General features: G+C 31.2%; 14 protein-coding genes and 1 tRNA gene. 14 read left to right on the plus strand and 1 reads right to left on the minus strand.

Going from position 1 to position 15,420, the window contains the following annotated elements; all coding sequences use genetic code 11:
• The 9 genes from ACO6OL_RS06645 to ACO6OL_RS06685 all read left to right on the plus strand — a co-directional run.
• A partial coding sequence (locus tag ACO6OL_RS06645) for a DUF1542 domain-containing protein (RefSeq protein ID WP_485502575.1) occupies positions 1–2,497 on the plus strand: 2,497 nt, incomplete at its 5' end.
• Between the two features lie 236 nt (positions 2,498–2,733).
• Positions 2,734–3,633 (plus strand): Rpn family recombination-promoting nuclease/putative transposase, encoded by a 900-nt coding sequence (locus ACO6OL_RS06650; protein WP_485502576.1) that lies wholly within the window; start codon positions 2,734–2,736, stop codon positions 3,631–3,633.
• A gap of 396 nt (positions 3,634–4,029) precedes the next feature.
• Positions 4,030–5,361 carry a DEAD/DEAH box helicase gene (locus tag ACO6OL_RS06655; RefSeq protein WP_485502577.1) on the plus strand — a complete coding sequence of 444 codons (1,332 nt, stop codon included), beginning with the start codon at positions 4,030–4,032 and terminating at the stop codon, positions 5,359–5,361.
• Positions 5,361–6,236 (plus strand): deoxyribonuclease IV, encoded by an 876-nt coding sequence (locus ACO6OL_RS06660; RefSeq protein WP_485502578.1) that lies wholly within the window; start codon positions 5,361–5,363, stop codon positions 6,234–6,236. Before ACO6OL_RS06655 ends, ACO6OL_RS06660 begins: the two co-directional genes overlap by 1 nt.
• Before the next feature lie 19 nt (positions 6,237–6,255).
• Positions 6,256–6,705 (plus strand): Fur family transcriptional regulator, encoded by a 450-nt coding sequence (locus ACO6OL_RS06665; protein ID WP_060913828.1) that lies wholly within the window; start codon positions 6,256–6,258, stop codon positions 6,703–6,705.
• Positions 6,705–7,628 carry a tRNA pseudouridine(55) synthase TruB gene (gene truB / locus ACO6OL_RS06670; protein ID WP_485502579.1) on the plus strand — a complete coding sequence of 308 codons (924 nt, stop codon included), beginning with the start codon at positions 6,705–6,707 and terminating at the stop codon, positions 7,626–7,628. The genes ACO6OL_RS06665 and truB overlap by 1 nt, the downstream gene beginning before the upstream one ends.
• Before the next feature lie 10 nt (positions 7,629–7,638).
• Positions 7,639–8,556 (plus strand): bifunctional riboflavin kinase/FAD synthetase, encoded by a 918-nt coding sequence (locus ACO6OL_RS06675; RefSeq protein ID WP_485502580.1) that lies wholly within the window; start codon positions 7,639–7,641, stop codon positions 8,554–8,556.
• Positions 8,557–8,711: 155 nt separating this feature from the next.
• Positions 8,712–8,984, plus strand: coding sequence for a 30S ribosomal protein S15 (gene rpsO, locus ACO6OL_RS06680; RefSeq protein WP_003144987.1), 273 nt, complete (start codon positions 8,712–8,714; stop codon positions 8,982–8,984).
• A 227-nt stretch (positions 8,985–9,211) separates the two neighbouring features.
• Positions 9,212–9,285: transfer RNA gene (locus ACO6OL_RS06685), tRNA-Arg, on the plus strand.
• 53 nt (positions 9,286–9,338) lie between these two features.
• Here ACO6OL_RS06685 and ACO6OL_RS06690 read toward each other — a convergent pair.
• Positions 9,339–9,593 carry a NifU family protein gene (locus tag ACO6OL_RS06690; RefSeq protein ID WP_485502581.1) on the minus strand — a complete coding sequence of 85 codons (255 nt, stop codon included), beginning with the start codon at positions 9,591–9,593 and terminating at the stop codon, positions 9,339–9,341.
• Between the two features lie 574 nt (positions 9,594–10,167).
• On the opposite strand from ACO6OL_RS06690, the gene ACO6OL_RS06695 reads away from it, so the two are divergent.
• From ACO6OL_RS06695 to rnjA, 5 genes are all read left to right on the plus strand, one after another.
• On the plus strand, positions 10,168–10,530 hold the full coding sequence (locus tag ACO6OL_RS06695) for a HesB/IscA family protein (RefSeq protein ID WP_485502582.1): 363 nt from the start codon (positions 10,168–10,170) through the stop codon (positions 10,528–10,530).
• 35 nt (positions 10,531–10,565) lie between these two features.
• Positions 10,566–11,756 (plus strand): NAD(P)/FAD-dependent oxidoreductase, encoded by a 1,191-nt coding sequence (locus tag ACO6OL_RS06700; RefSeq protein WP_485502583.1) that lies wholly within the window; start codon positions 10,566–10,568, stop codon positions 11,754–11,756.
• Between the two features lie 207 nt (positions 11,757–11,963).
• Positions 11,964–13,538, plus strand: coding sequence for an aminotransferase class V-fold PLP-dependent enzyme (locus ACO6OL_RS06705; protein ID WP_485502584.1), 1,575 nt, complete (start codon positions 11,964–11,966; stop codon positions 13,536–13,538).
• Positions 13,538–13,756 carry a DNA-dependent RNA polymerase subunit epsilon gene (locus ACO6OL_RS06710; protein ID WP_485481105.1) on the plus strand — a complete coding sequence of 73 codons (219 nt, stop codon included), beginning with the start codon at positions 13,538–13,540 and terminating at the stop codon, positions 13,754–13,756. Before ACO6OL_RS06705 ends, ACO6OL_RS06710 begins: the two co-directional genes overlap by 1 nt.
• Entirely contained in the window at positions 13,749–15,419 is a 1,671-nt protein-coding gene (rnjA, locus tag ACO6OL_RS06715) for a ribonuclease J1 (protein ID WP_485502585.1), read from the plus strand. Before ACO6OL_RS06710 ends, rnjA begins: the two co-directional genes overlap by 8 nt.
• The last annotated feature ends 1 nt before the right edge of the window (position 15,420 follow it).

Here is a 15,420-nt window from a genome sequence, read left to right on the forward strand (position 1 = left end):
AGCGAAAGTAAACGATAAGAAAGCAGCGTTAGAAAAAGCAAAAGCAGGGTTAGTAGACAAGATCACTCAAGATCAAAAAGATGATTTAGCAAATGCTGAAGAAAATCTAAAATTAGCAGATACAATAGGTAAAACTAATGATAGTATCAAAGCTTATAATGATGAAGTTGCAAAACTAAATGATGAGTTAGCAGCAGCAAAACAAGCAGCTAAAGATTTAGTAGCTAAAGGAGATAATGCTGGAGAGTTAGAAGCTTATAAAGTTCAAGCTAAGATCAATAAGTTGAAATCTAAACTAGCAGAAGCAGCAAAACTTCTTAAAGATATCGATAAATCAGCAGCTAAGAAAGAAGTTGAAGATGCAGCTAAGAAAGCAACAGATGCTATTGTGGCTAATAATGATCTAACCCCAGAACAAAAAGCAGCGGCAAAAGCAAAAGTAGCAGAAGAAGCAACAAAAGCAACAGATGCAATCAATAAAGCAACAACTGAAGATGATATTAAAACTGCAACAGATGCAGGAAAACTAGGAATAGAAAAAGAAGCAGCGAAAGCAGAGATCGAAGCAGCGAAAGTGGCTAAAGAAAAAGAAATCGAAGCTAATGACAAACTTTCAGATGCAGAAAAACAAGCAGCGAAAAAAGAAGCAGCGAAAGCAGCGGATGAAGCTAAAAAAGCAATTGATGCAGCAACAGATAATGCTGGTGTTAATGGAGCAAAATCAACAGGAACTAGAGCGGTAGAAGTAGTAAATCCAGTCGGAAAAGAAAAAGCCATAGCAGCAATTGAAAAAGCCTTAGCAGAAAAAGAAAAAGCGATTGATGCTAACGAAAAACTTTCAGATACAGAAAAACAAGCAGCAAAAGAAGCCGCTAAAAAAGCAGCAGATGAAGCTAAGAAAGCAATCAATGATGCAACAGACCAAGCTGCAGTAGATGCGAAACAAACTGAAGGAACAAAAGCTGTATCAGAAGTAAATCCAGTAGGAAAAGATAAAGCAAAAGAAGAAATCGAAAAAGAATTAGCAGAAAAAACAAAAGCTGTTGAAGTAAATCCAGATTTAACAGATGCTCAAAAAGCAGAAGCTAAAGCGAAAATTGCATCAGAAGCTAAGAAAGCAACTGATGCAATCGACAAAGCAACAACAACAGAAGAAGTTGAATCAGCTAAAGAATCAGGAAAATTAGCAATAGAAAAAGAAGCAGAGAAAGCAGAAATTGAAGCAACGAAAGCAGCAAAAGAAAAAGCAATCGATGCAAGAACTGATTTGACAGATGATGAAAAAGCAAAAGCAAAGGCAAAAGTTGCAGAAGAAGCTAAGAAAGCAATCGAAGCAATCGAAAAAGCTAAAACGCATGATGATGTGTCAGCAAAAACTGAAACTGGTAAAGATAATATCAAAAAAATAAATCCAATCAGCGGTAAAGAAACAGCTAAGAAAGCAATAGACGAAGCCTTAGCAGCGAAAGAAAAAGCAATCGATGCAAGAACTGATTTAACTCAAGAAGAAAAAGAAGCAGCGAAAAAAGCGGCAAGAGAAGAAGCAGAAGCAGCGAAAAATGCGATCGATAAGGCAACAACATCAGAAGATATCAATAAAGTGTTAGAAGATGGAAAAGAAAACATTGCGAAGATTAATCCAGAAAATCTTAAAGATAAAGCTAAAAAAGCAATAGACGAAGCCTTAGCAGAAAAAGAAAAAGCAATAGACGCAAGAACTGATTTAACTCAAGAAGAAAAAGAAGCCGCTAAAAAAGCAGCAAGAGAAGAAGCAGAAGCAGCGAAAAATGCAATTGACAAGGCAACAACATCAGAAGATATCAATAAAGTGTTAGAAGATGGAAAAGAAAATATTGCGAAAATCAATCTAGTAGGAGCTAAAGGAGAAGCTAAGAAAGCTGTGGAAGAGGCATTAGCCAATAAAGAAAAAGAAATTGATGAAAGTACAAACTTAACTCCTGAAGAAAAAGTTAAGGCGAAAGCATTAGCACGCGAAGAAGCTAAAGCAGCGAAGGATGCAATTGATAAAGCAACAAGTATCGAGGCAATCGAAAAAGCTTTAAGACCATTCTTATACCAAATTGATCAAGATGCATTAGTATTTGATTTACCAACACTTGATATAAAAGAAGCTCTTAAATCATTAGTACAAGGAATTGTATCTATTGAGCAAGGAAAACAAATATCTGATCAAGATGTCTTATCAAAACTCAACTTACCAGAGGGATTAGAAGTTGTTAAAATTGAAAAACCAGCGACAGCAGCCTTAGGTGCTACATCAGCGAAGGTTACAATTAAGCTTTCTGATGGAAGTTATGCAACTGTTGAGGTTCCGGTAGAAGTAGTTAAGAAATCTAAAGAAGATTCAAAAACTTCTAAAAACATGTTACCAAATACAGGTACAACTGAAACTAATACAGGACTAGCTGGTCTAGGATTAGCTGTACTAGGAAGCTTACTAGCAGTTGCTAAAAGACGTAAAAAAGATGAAGAGTAAAAATCACTAAATCATCGAAAATAAACCTTTAACATTATCTGTTTAGATAATCTAGAAGAGCAAGAAATCCAAGGAAGAATCGAAAGATTCATTTCTTGGATTTTTTGTGTTTGAACTTCTCGTAGAACAGTGATATCATTAGAAAAAATGATTTTTTTCTAGTATAATAAAGTTAGTAATAGGGTAGAAAAAAATTAAAAAAAATTATAATTAATAAAAAAAGGGGGAGAAAAAATATGGAAGAGCGACATAAAAATATCAAACCAATTTATGATCTGGTTGTTAAAAAAGTATTTTGTAATGAGGCGGTAGCATTGCAATTTGTAAAAGATATCTTCGACTTACCGGCAAAAAGTGCAAAACTAATTGGAGGAGATAAAATCTTTCTAGCTAACAGTAATGTAGAAGATGATTTTAACATAGCTGTTGATATACTTGTTGAACTAGACAACCACGCACAAGTTATAATCGAAGTGCAATTAGCTAAGCAGGTATTCTTTATGAATAGAATCTGGGCTTACCTATGCAAACAAGTTAATGATAATATCGAAAAACTAAAACAAAACGAAAAAGAAAGACTAGCAATTTATAAAAAACTACCGCCGGTTTATGTAGCGGCGATAGTAGACAAAAACTACTTTGGTGGCGATGATCCTATAAGTACATTTTTAATCAAAGAAGAAACAAGAAACACCGAACTAAAAATGTATGTAGATAATGACACTAAAGAAATGCCGTTATTAAAAATCGTATTTTTAGAACTTAAAAAATATAAACCAGAACTAAAAGAAAGTTACAATAAAGTACGTTGGCTAGAATTTTTCGGTAACAAACAATATACAAGCGAACCTGGTGAAGTTATAGACCAGGCTGATGATTTATTAAATGTTAGAAACTGGACTAAGGAGGAAAAAGACATGTATGATGAAAGAACAAGACAACTAGACCACCACTGGGCGACGTACGCTTATGCACGCGAAGAAGGAATAGAATACGGAATGGAACGAGGACGCGAGGAAGAAAGAGGAAAATATATAAAAACAATGGCTCGATTAGTAAATAATAATATACTAACAAAAGAGATGGCGTGTGAGGAGCTAGGGATAACAGAAGAAGAGTTTGAAGCGTATTTGTAGATAATAATATAATTAATATCGTAAGCGCCAAACAAAAAGGTATCTAGCCTCCAAACGTAAATTCCTTTATAATACAAATATAAAGAAGAAATGGATGAAATAATACGTCAAAACAAATGACATCTAATAAACTTTGAGGGATTGACTTTACAAAATCTTGTTTTTGAGTCACTCCTCTTTTCTTTGTTATATTTTAATAGATGATAAAGAAAACGTATAACAAGTAACACTACGGTGTTTTTTATAGATAATTCCACCTATTTATAGTATAATAAAAGATGGTTTATTATGGCGTGAAGCATGGATTATTATTTAAATAGCTTTACGCAGAAGATTGTGGACTATATAAGAAAAGACCATTGAATGAAAATATAAAAATTATAGAGGAGATTTTTAATGTTACCAAAGTCATTTGAACAGTATAAATTTAATGAATTTGTAAATAAGGCAGTAGTAGATTTAGGATTCGATAATCCTACAAAAATTCAAGAGAGAGTATTCTCACCAGTATTAAAAGGGAAAAATATTGTAGCGAAATCACAAACAGGAAGTGGGAAAAGTCATTCTTTCTTACTACCAATTTTTAGTAAATTAGATGTAACTAAGAAAAAAACACAAAGTATAATTTTAGCACCAACAAGGGAGCTATCTAGACAATTATATGATATGGCGTTACATATAGCTAGCTTCAGCGAAGAAGATATAAAAATTACACTATGTATCGGTGGACAAGATTTAAATAGAGATATTGAAAGAGTGTCTAATGCCCCACATATTATTATTGGTACACCAACACGCGTATTAGAATTAGATAGAGCAAGTGCTTTAGCAATTAAAGAAGTTGAGAGTCTTGTTATTGATGAATGTGATATGATGATTGACTTAGGATTCATGGAAGATGTTGATAAAATTTCTAAAAGAGCAGCAGAAAATTGTCAATTTTTAGTATTTTCAGCGACTATACCAACACAAATGAATCACTTCTTAAAAAAATATCTAAAAAATGCACAATATATCGAAGTTGATAATGCAAAATTTGGAAAAATTGAATATATTTTAATTCCCGAGAAGAGTTCTTCACGTTTAGAAAAATTACATGAAATAACAACAGTTATTAATCCATATTTAGCACTTATCTTCGCTAATAAGAAAACTGAGGTGGAGGAAGTAAGTAGTTATCTTATTTCTAAAGGATTAAATGTAGGTGTTTTACACGGAGATTTAACACCGCGTGAACGTAAACAAATGCAAAGAAGAATTAACAACTTAGATTTCACTTATGTTGTTGCAAGTGATTTAATGAGTCGTGGAATCGATATTGAAGGAGTGAGTCATGTAATCAATTTCAATATTCCTAATGATTTAGATTTCTTCATTCACAGAGCTGGTCGTACTGGTCGCGCGGGATTAAGCGGAGACTGTATTACAATTTACAACAATAAAGATGAAGAAAAACTACAAGACTTAGAAAAACGTGGAATTGAATTTAATCACCAAGATATTAGAAATGGTGAATTCATTGAAGCTAAAGACAGAAATAAACGTCAAAGTAGAAAGAAAGTTGTAGCTGATCATAATTTAACTGAGAAATTAAAATCAAAAGTAAAAGTTTCTAAAAAAGTTAAACCAGGTTATAAGAAAAAATATAAATATAAAATGGATAAACTTAAACAAAAAGAAAGAAGAAAATTTGCTAAACGTACTAATAGAGCAAACAGAGGTAAATAATGAAGAACTTAAAAATAGGATCACATGTATCAATGTCTGGAAAAGAAATGATGCTTGGTTCTGTAAAAGAAGCGGCTAGTTATAATAGTGATACATTTATGATTTATACAGGGGCTCCTCAAAATACTAGAAGAAAACCAATAGATGAACTACGTATTGAAGAAGCTCATAGGCTAATGAAAGAAAATAATATAAGTGATATTGTAGTACATGCTCCTTATATTATTAACTTAGCGAATACTATAAAACCTGAAATATATCAACTTGCGGTAGATTTCTTAAGGTTAGAAATCGAAAGAACTGAAAGAATTGGTGCTAAAAATATCGTTCTACACCCAGGATCACACGTTAAGGCGGGAGCTGATGTAGGTATAGCAAGTATTGTTAAAGGATTAAATGAAGTTTTAACAAAAGATATGAAACCTAATATCGCTCTGGAAGTAATGGCAGGAAAAGGTAGTGAATGTGGAAGAACATTTGATGAAATTGCTCAAATTATTGATGGAGTTACACTAAATGAAAAACTAACAGTAACTTTTGATACTTGTCACGTTTTTGAAGGTGGATATGATATAGTTAATAATTTAGATGGAGTACTTACTGAGTTTGATAAGATAGTAGGATTAGATAGAATTCAAGTCCTACATATTAATGATAGTAAGAATACATTAGGTGCGCATAAAGACCGTCATGAAAATATTGGATATGGTGGTATTGGATTTGATGCGATTAATAGGATTGTACACTTAGATGAGTTTGCTGATATTCCTAAAATTTTAGAAACACCTTGGTATGGTGAAAAGAAAGATCTTGCACCGTATAAAGATGAGATTGCGATGTTAAGAAGTAAGTCGTTTGTAGACTTTAAAAAATAGTTAGTACAGGAGGTTACCTATGAAAATATCAGAAGAAAAAGTTGATAAGATAATGAAACTTTTAAAAGAAAAAGGATATAAGTATACTGATAAAAGAAAAGCTATGGTTGAGCTATTAGTAAATGAGGATAGATATATAAATGCAAAATATGTCTCTGAAACTCTTGGTAAAATGTATCCTGGACTAAGTTTTGATACAATCTATAGAAATCTAAGTACTTATGAAGAATTAGGGATTTTGGAAACAACTGAAATAAAAGGTGAAAAATATTTTAAAATCGGATGTTTAGAAACTGATCACCATCATCACCACCATATATGCTTAGGATGTGGAAAAGCTAAGATTATTCATGTACACGTATGTGACAATTTAGAAATTGATGAGTTGAAAGGTTATCAAATTGATGGGCATAAGTTCGAAGTTTATGGTTTGTGTCCGGATTGTTTGAAAAAAGAGGATAAGAAATAATGTTTGAAGGTATTTTACCAATTTACAAGGAACGTGGAATTACAAGTCACGATGTTGTTTTTAAAGCAAGAAAAATTCTTCAAATGAAAAGAATTGGGCACTCGGGTACACTAGATCCTGAAGTTGATGGAGTATTATTACTGTTGCTTGGTGGAGCTACAAAAGTAAGTGATTATGCTATGGATTTAGGGAAAAGCTATAGAGCGGAAGTTTGCCTAGGTCTTAAGACTACGACTGAAGATCTTACAGGTGAAGTAGTAGATCAATGTAAAGTTAGCAATATTAACATTGACGAGATAAAAGATATTTTATCATCTATGATTGGAGAAATAGAGCAAACGCCACCAATCTATTCTGCAATTAAAGTTAATGGTAGAAAACTTTATGAGTACGCTAGAAGAGGTCAATTTGATGTAGAAATTCCAACGAGAAAAGTTAACATTTATGATATTTCATTTATAGAAAACAGTGAGTATTATAAAGATGATAAGTTTTATTTTTCAATTGATATTAGCTGTGGGAAAGGAACGTATGTTCGAACTATAGCCACAAGTATCGGTGAGAAATTAAATTTACCTAGTACGATGAGTAAGTTAACAAGAACTAGAAGCGGTGAAATAACTTTGGAAAACTGCTTGAAGTTATCAGAAGTTGATCAAAAAGTTCAAGAAGGAAGTTTAGAACAAAGTCTTTTAAGAAAAGAATATGCTCTTGAGGAGTTTCAATTTGTAGAAATTCCAAAATTTAGAGCGAAACAAGTAATGAATGGATTGAGGTTTAGAAAAAATCAATTCCCAGATTACGATTTTACAGATGGAATAGTTTTTACATATGAGAATGAGGCAATTGCAATTTATCATTTAAAAGATAAAGAAGATGAATTATTATCAGTAAAAACGACATTTCCAAAAATAATAGAGTAGGTAGATGAAGATGGAAATATTTAATATTTCAGATATTAGTGATATTAAGGAAGAAAATAAAAAGAGAGTTGCAGCATTAGGATTTTTTGATGGTATTCATAAAGCTCATCAAAGTATAATAGGGCGTGCTGTAGAGGCTGCAGAAAAAGGTTATATATCTGCAGTAATTACTTTAGATAAAAGTCCAAAGGAATATTTTGGGAAAACTAGCGAGGAATCTCTTACACCAACTAATAAGAAAAATGAACTGTTAAAAAATCTTGGTGTAAATGAGGTGTACTATCTAGAATTTAATGAAAAATTACAAAATTTATCGGCTGAAGAATTTATAAATAATATCTTAAAAAAATTAAATGTAGAAATGGTTTTTTGTGGATTTGATTATAGATTTGGTTTTAAAGGATTAGGAACACCAGAATTGATAAAAGATAGGGGAATAGAAGTAATTGTTCTAGAAAAAGAGAAAATAGATAACGAGAAAATATCTACGACTCTATTAAAAGAATTCGTCAGAAAAGGTGAATTTTCAAAATATAAAGAATATACAGGAAGATTTTACTCTATTACTGGATTAGTAGTGAAAGGTAGGCAACTAGGAAGAACGATTAATTTTCCGACTGCTAATCTTGAATTGGATGGTAAATATCTATTACCTGAGACGAATGGTGTCTATATAACTAAGATTAAAGTTAATAATAAGATTTATAAATCAGTTACAAATATTGGTTATAATCCAACGGTTTCAGATGAAAAAAATAAAAAATTTATAGAAACACATATTTTAGATTTCGACGAAGATATATATGGAGAAAAAATCGAAATTTACTTCTATGAATTTTTACGAAAAGAACAAAAATTTGAAAGTTTTGATCATTTAAAAGAGCAACTTAAGCTAGATAAAAAAACTTGCGAAGAAAAAGATTATTAAAATATTGATTATTGTACTGATTTTACATGTTATCTCTTGAATTATATTAAAAAATGTTGTACAATAACTTATGTTCCTTATTCGTGGTATAGAAACCCTCCAGGTTCTACACTAGGATTAAGGTCGCAAAATAAAATTATATGGAGGAAATTGCAATGGCAGCAATTAGTCAAGAAAGAAAACAAGAAATTATCGCTCAATACCGTACTCACGAATCAGATACTGGTTCTCCAGAAGTACAAATCGCAGTATTAACTGCAGAAATCGATGCTTTAACTGAGCACTTAAACACTCACAAAAAAGATCACGCAGGTCGTCGTGGATTACTTAAAAAAGTTTTCCGTCGTCGTCACTTACTAGACTACTTAATTAAAAAAGATATCCAAAGATACCGTGAGTTAATTAAAGCTCTAGGATTAAGAAGATAATTTTTATAAACTTTATAGGAAAGCTGTTTGATAAACTTCGGCTTTCCTTTTTTAATTTTGTAATGAATTATGATAATACGTTAATACAACTATTTGAGATAAGTTAATTGTTGAAATAACTATTTTACTAAAAAAATATTTATAATTCTCTAAAAAAAAGTATTGACATAATATAAAATAATTGATATACTATTAAAGTACTTCAGAGAGAGGTAATTATTAAATATGTCTCAGTAGCTCAGCAGGATAGAGCAACGGCCTTCTAAGCCGTCGGTCAGGGGTTCGAATCCCTTCTGGGACGTTATCAAGAGTAGACTTTTGTCTACTCTTTTTTTAGTATAATAAAAAAAGCGTCTAAACAACGCTCATTTTCACCTGTAGGACTTTTTTTATTTCAGGTATTTTTTCTATTAATGTTTTCTCTATTGCATATTTTAAAGTAATGTGGGACAGTTCGCAGTGAGCACATTCACCAAGGAATCTAACTTTTAATATACCATCTTTATAATTAACAAATTCAATGTTCCCGCCATCCATAATAAGTTTGGGGCGTATTTTTTCTAATTCAAATTTAATTTTTTCAACAGTTTCATAATATTCTTTATTCAAAATACAACCACCTCTCTATGAAATATTATACTGTCCGTATTAGAAAAAGTCAACCAAAGTAGAAAACGTTATAGAGTGTGTATGAATGAAATATATATTGTTAATTTCCAAAGTTAATTCTTACTTAAAATAAACTGAAATTTAACCTGAAACTAAATTTCATCGGGACCTGATGTTGGAGATTTACCTGCTAATGAATACATAGTTATAAATCTGTATTAAAGTTTAATATTAGTAAGTAATAAGTTATGTGTTATAAATGAGAATATAGTAGTGGATTTGGAGATCTTATTTAATAAAATTTTCATGAAAGGCATTTTTTAATTTTATATTTTATTGACTACATATGTAACTTTAATGTTAGTGTTAAAATGAAAGTCAGTGCACCAGAGTAGTGTTGAAATATGGTTTTTAAGCATATTAATAGAGTAAAGTTTTATGTGATTTTATATCTCGAAAAAATTCATAAAATTTTCACAAATAATTTTATAAAAAGTAAGCAAGATACTATTATTTTATAAAAAAAACGGTTATAATAATAACTAGAAAATAAAAATAAAGAGGGAAACATTTTATGGCTAATACAGATAACCAATTAATCTTAATAACAGATGTAGCGGTTGGAAAATTCCAAGAAATGTTATTTGATGCTGATAAAAGAGATAGTTATTTGAAAATTTCTATTGCATTAGAAGGTACTCAAATGCATTACGCTATTGATATCAAGGACGAATTAGAAGCAGGAGATAAAGTGCTTAACTTTGGAGATTTAAAAGTTCTTGTTAATGAAGAAGATGAACTTCTTTTAAAAGGTCTTGAAATTGATTATGTTCAAGATGAGTTTGGAAGTGAATTTACATTACACAATCCAAATATGATTGAAATTTATGATGATGAAGATGGTGGCTGCTGTGGTAACGGCTGCTGCTGTGGATAAAATACAAAATAACCCAAAAAGGAGAAATTAATACTATGAAAAACGTAGTAATTTTAGGTGCTGGATATGCAGGACTAACGACATTAAAAGGATTAAAAAAAGCTGCTAAGGCTGGAGAGGTAAAAGTTACTTTAGTAAATAAAAACTCTTATCACTATGATACAGTAAACTTACACGAAGTTTCAGCAGGGAACATTGCATCAAGAGATATTTGTATCGATGTTAAAGATTTAGTATCTCCAGGTGTTGAATTTATTCAAGACGAAGTAATTAAAATTGATACAGAGAAAAAATTAGTATTAACTAAAAAACATGAACTTGATTACGATGTTTTAGTAGTTGGATTAGGTTTCCAACCTGAAACATTCGGAATTGAAGGTATGGCTGAAAATGCAATGCCAATCGCTGATATTAATGCTGCTGAAAAAATCTCTGAAACATTAGAAGGTAATTTTAGAAAATATGCTACAAGCGAAGAAAAAGATGTGAAAGACATCTCTGTAATCGTTGGTGGTACAGGTCTTGCTGGTATGGAATTCTTAGGAGAATTAGTTCACCGTAAAAAAGAATTATGTTCTAAATATGGAATTGATGAAAAATTAGTTAAAATCTACGGATTAGATGCAGCCCCTACATTATTACCAATGTTCACTAAAGAGTATAGTGATTATGCAAGAAAATACTTAGAAGATAATGGTATTGAAATAATTTTAGGAGCTGGAATTAAAGGTGCTACTAAAGATAGCTTTACTATTGAAGTTGATGGAGAAAGAAAAGAACTATTTGCGTCTACATTAGTATGGACTGCAGGTGTTCGTGGAAACAAACTTATGGACGAAGCATTCCCAGAACTTTCTAAACGTGGACGTCTTGTTACTACACAACAACTAACAGTGCCAGGACTTGACGATGTTTATATCGTTGGTGATTGTGCAGCATTCATCGAAACTGGTCAAGAAAGACCATATCCAACAACAGCTCAAATCGCTAACCAAATGGGTGCATACGTAGGAGCTAGAATCAGTGGAAAACAAGTTGGTGACTTCAAATACATCAACCGTGGGGTTGTATGTTCATTAGGACATAAAGACGGTATTGCCGATGTTATGGGTGGTAAAAAAGCTAAAGGTTTTGTTGCTGCTAAACTGAAAAAAGTTATCGAAGCTAAAGCAATTTTTGAATTAACTGATTTTGTAACTGCACTTAAAAATCAACGTATTCTTTAAGAATAATATTAAGCAAATAAATAAAGAAGACTCTATGAATATGAGTCTTCTTTATTTTTTGAAATGTATTTTGAATGTATATTAAATATTAATCAATAAATTTCTTATTTATTGAGTTTTTAGCCATGTTAGTTTGAAAAAAAGTTGTAATTATGGTAAGATATAGTGTAGAGAAAATTTAACCAAATAAACTTATGGGGAAAAATTATGATTTATAAAATAGCAAATACAGCGGAAGAATATGAACAAATTTTCAAGTTGAACTATGAAACATTTGTTGAAGAAATTCCTCAACATGAAGAAAATGAAACAAAAAAATTAAAAGATAAATTTCATGATAAAAATATATATATTATAGCAAAAAAACAAAATGATGTTATTGGGATGATTTCGTTATCTGATCAAAGACCTTTTTCGTTAGATTTGAAATTGAATGATATTGATAAGTTTTATAAAGGAGATTACAAAAAACCAGTAGAAATTAGATTACTTTCAATTAAAGAACAGTATAGAAAAACAAAAGTTTTTACTGAGTTACTTCAAAGAACATTTAACTATATAATTCAAAACGCCTATGATATCGTGTTTATTTCAGGGACTACACGACAAGAAAAACTATATAACCATCTGGGATTTGTTAAATTCCATGAGAATGTAGGTACTAAAGAAGCAGAATATATGCCAATGTATCTTAAGTTAGAACCTGGGAATAAAGTTTTAGAAAGAATGTCTCAAGCACAAAGAATAAACTTTTTACCTGGTCCGGTTGATTTATCTGAAGATGTTGTTGCGAAATTATCTAAGCAACTATACTCGCATCGAAGCAGTGAGTTTGTTACTTTAACTAAAGATACATTAGCTAAGATTGAAGATATTCTAGATGTAAAACAAGCAACGATATTACATGGTTCAGCAACACTAGCAAATGAGGCGATTATGGCTCAATTAAAGGGGAGAAATCTTCTTAATGGATTAGTGCTAGCTAATGGTGAATTTGGTAATAGATTGGTTCGTGAAACAAAGCGACATGGTCTTAATATTGAAGCTTATTCTGTAGAATTTGGAGAGAGTTTTGATTTAGACATTCTATCTGATAAACTTAAATCTGGAAACTATGATTTTGTTTATGTAGTTCATAATGAGACTAGTGTTGGAATACTAAATGATTTAGATGAGATTACTAGAATTGTTAAAGGAAATAACTTAGTATTAGCAGTGGATGCTGTATCAGCAGTAGGGGCTATTAAGTATAGTTATAAGGATGTTGATTATGTTGCTTGTTCTTCAGGTAAAGCATTTTGTTCAGTTGCAGGTCTTGCAATAGTCGGTTCTAATTGTGAGTTAGTTCCTTTGGAAAACACACCATTATATCTAGATTTACATTATGCTAACAAACTTACATCAATACCATTCACTCAACCGTCTATTTTAATGGAGGCACTAAATACAGCGCTGGATGCCTTTAAAACTGATGAAAGATACGAAAAGGTTAAAGAAAAATATTCATATATGAAGGAAGGCTTAAAACTATTAAATCTTCCAATTATGAAATTTAAAGATAAAGAAGTTTCTCCAGTGATAATTACTGTAGAACTTCCAAAAAGTATATGTTCACTTAATGTAGGTTCTTCACTTGCAATAAATAATATTTTTATTCATTACAAGAGTTCATATCTACAAGAAAGAAACATTATACAGTTTTCATTTATAAATATTAATACAACAAAAAATGAAATAGATTACACATTAAATATATTAAAACAAATGATAGGAGATTATTAATGGCAGTATTTAAAGTATTTTACCAAGAAAATTTGAAAGAAATTCCAGTAAGGGAGAACACTCAAGTGTTATATGTTGAAGCTGATGGAGTACCAGCAGTAAGAAAGTATCTAGATGATAGAAATTACAACGTGGAGCTTGTTCAAGAATTAAGTGAAGCATACTTAGAATTCGAGAAACAATCTGAAGACTTCAAAGTGGAGAAAGTTAATGGATAAGATCATTAAAAAAAATGAGGTAGGTGTAGCTGCCATCGGTGGTCTAGGGGAAATTGGAAAAAACACCTATGCAGTCCAATATCGAGATGAGATAGTTATTATCGATGCTGGAGTTAAGTTTCCTGGAGATAATATTCTAGGAATTGACTATGTAATTCCAGATTATTCATATATTGAGAAAAATGTGGATAAGATTAAAGCGTTAATAATAACTCACGGTCACGAAGATCACATCGGTGGATTACCATTCTTACTTAGAAAGGTGAATTTGCCAATCTACGGTGGACCTTTAGCTATAGGTCTAATAAGATCTAAATTAGAGGAGCATAATTTATTAGCAAGAGCCGAGTTGAATGTAATTGATGAGGATACAGTGTTAAGTTATAAGTATCTAAAAGTTTCATTCCACAATACAACTCACTCAATTCCTGATTCATTTGGAGTAATAGTAAATACTCCTCAAGGGAATATTGTTCATACTGGGGACTTCAAATTTGACTTTACACCAGTTGGTCAAGGCTCTAACCTGCACAAAATGGCAGCAATTGGTGAACAAGGCGTATTATGTTTACTTTCTGATTCAACAAACTCAGAAAGAACAGAGTTTACTCAAAGTGAAAAAGAAGTAGGGAAAACTATCTCTAATATACTACGTAAAGAAAAACATAGAGTTATATTTGCTACATTTGCTTCGAACGTATATCGTGTAAAACAAGTAGTAGAAGCATGTATTGAGCATGGAAGAAAGATAGTGGTATTTGGTCGTTCTATGGAAAAAGCTATTAAAATAGGAACAGAATTAGGATATATTAAAGCACCTAAAGAAACGTTTGTTAATAGTAAATACCTTAACCAAGTGGATCCAAATAAATTACTTATTTTATGTACAGGTACTCAAGGTGAGGAACTAGCAGCATTAAGTAGAATAGCAAATGGAACACATAAAAAAATTACAATTATGCCGACAGATACGGTAATCTTTGCAAGTTCAGCTATTCCAGGAAATACATTATCTATAAACAAGAATATTGATTTATTATCAAAACTTGGTGCTAATGTTATTACATCAAGTGTTAATAATGTACATACATCAGGTCATGGTTCGAAAGAAGAACAAAAATTAATGTTCAGACTTATTAAACCTAAATATTTCATGCCTATTCACGGTGAGTATAGAATGCAAGTTATTCATGCTCAAACAGCAGCTGAGTGCGATATTCCATTAGAAAATTCATTTATTATGGAAAATGGTGAAGTATTAGCTTTAACTAGTGATAGTGCAAGAATTGCTGGTAAGTTTGATGCGTCTGATGTTTATGTTGATGGGCTTGGAATTGGAGACATCGGAAACGTTGTTATTAAAGATAGAAAAGAGCTTTCTGAAGAGGGTGTTATTGTAGTATCTGTCGCAATTGATTTTAAAAATAAAAAACTAATGAACAATCCAGATGTAATTAGTCGTGGATTTGTAAATGTAAATGAATCTACTGAACTATTTGCACAATCTAAAGTAATAATTAAAGAGGCTGTATTAGCTGCATTAGAAAATGAAGAATGTGGTGTTTATCATATAAGACAACAAATATTAGAAGCTTTAGGGCAATTTTTAGAAAGTGAAATAGGAAGGAAACCTGTTATATTACCTACAATATTGGAGGTGTAAA

The sequence above is a fragment of the Gemella sp. genome, assembly GCF_057272915.1.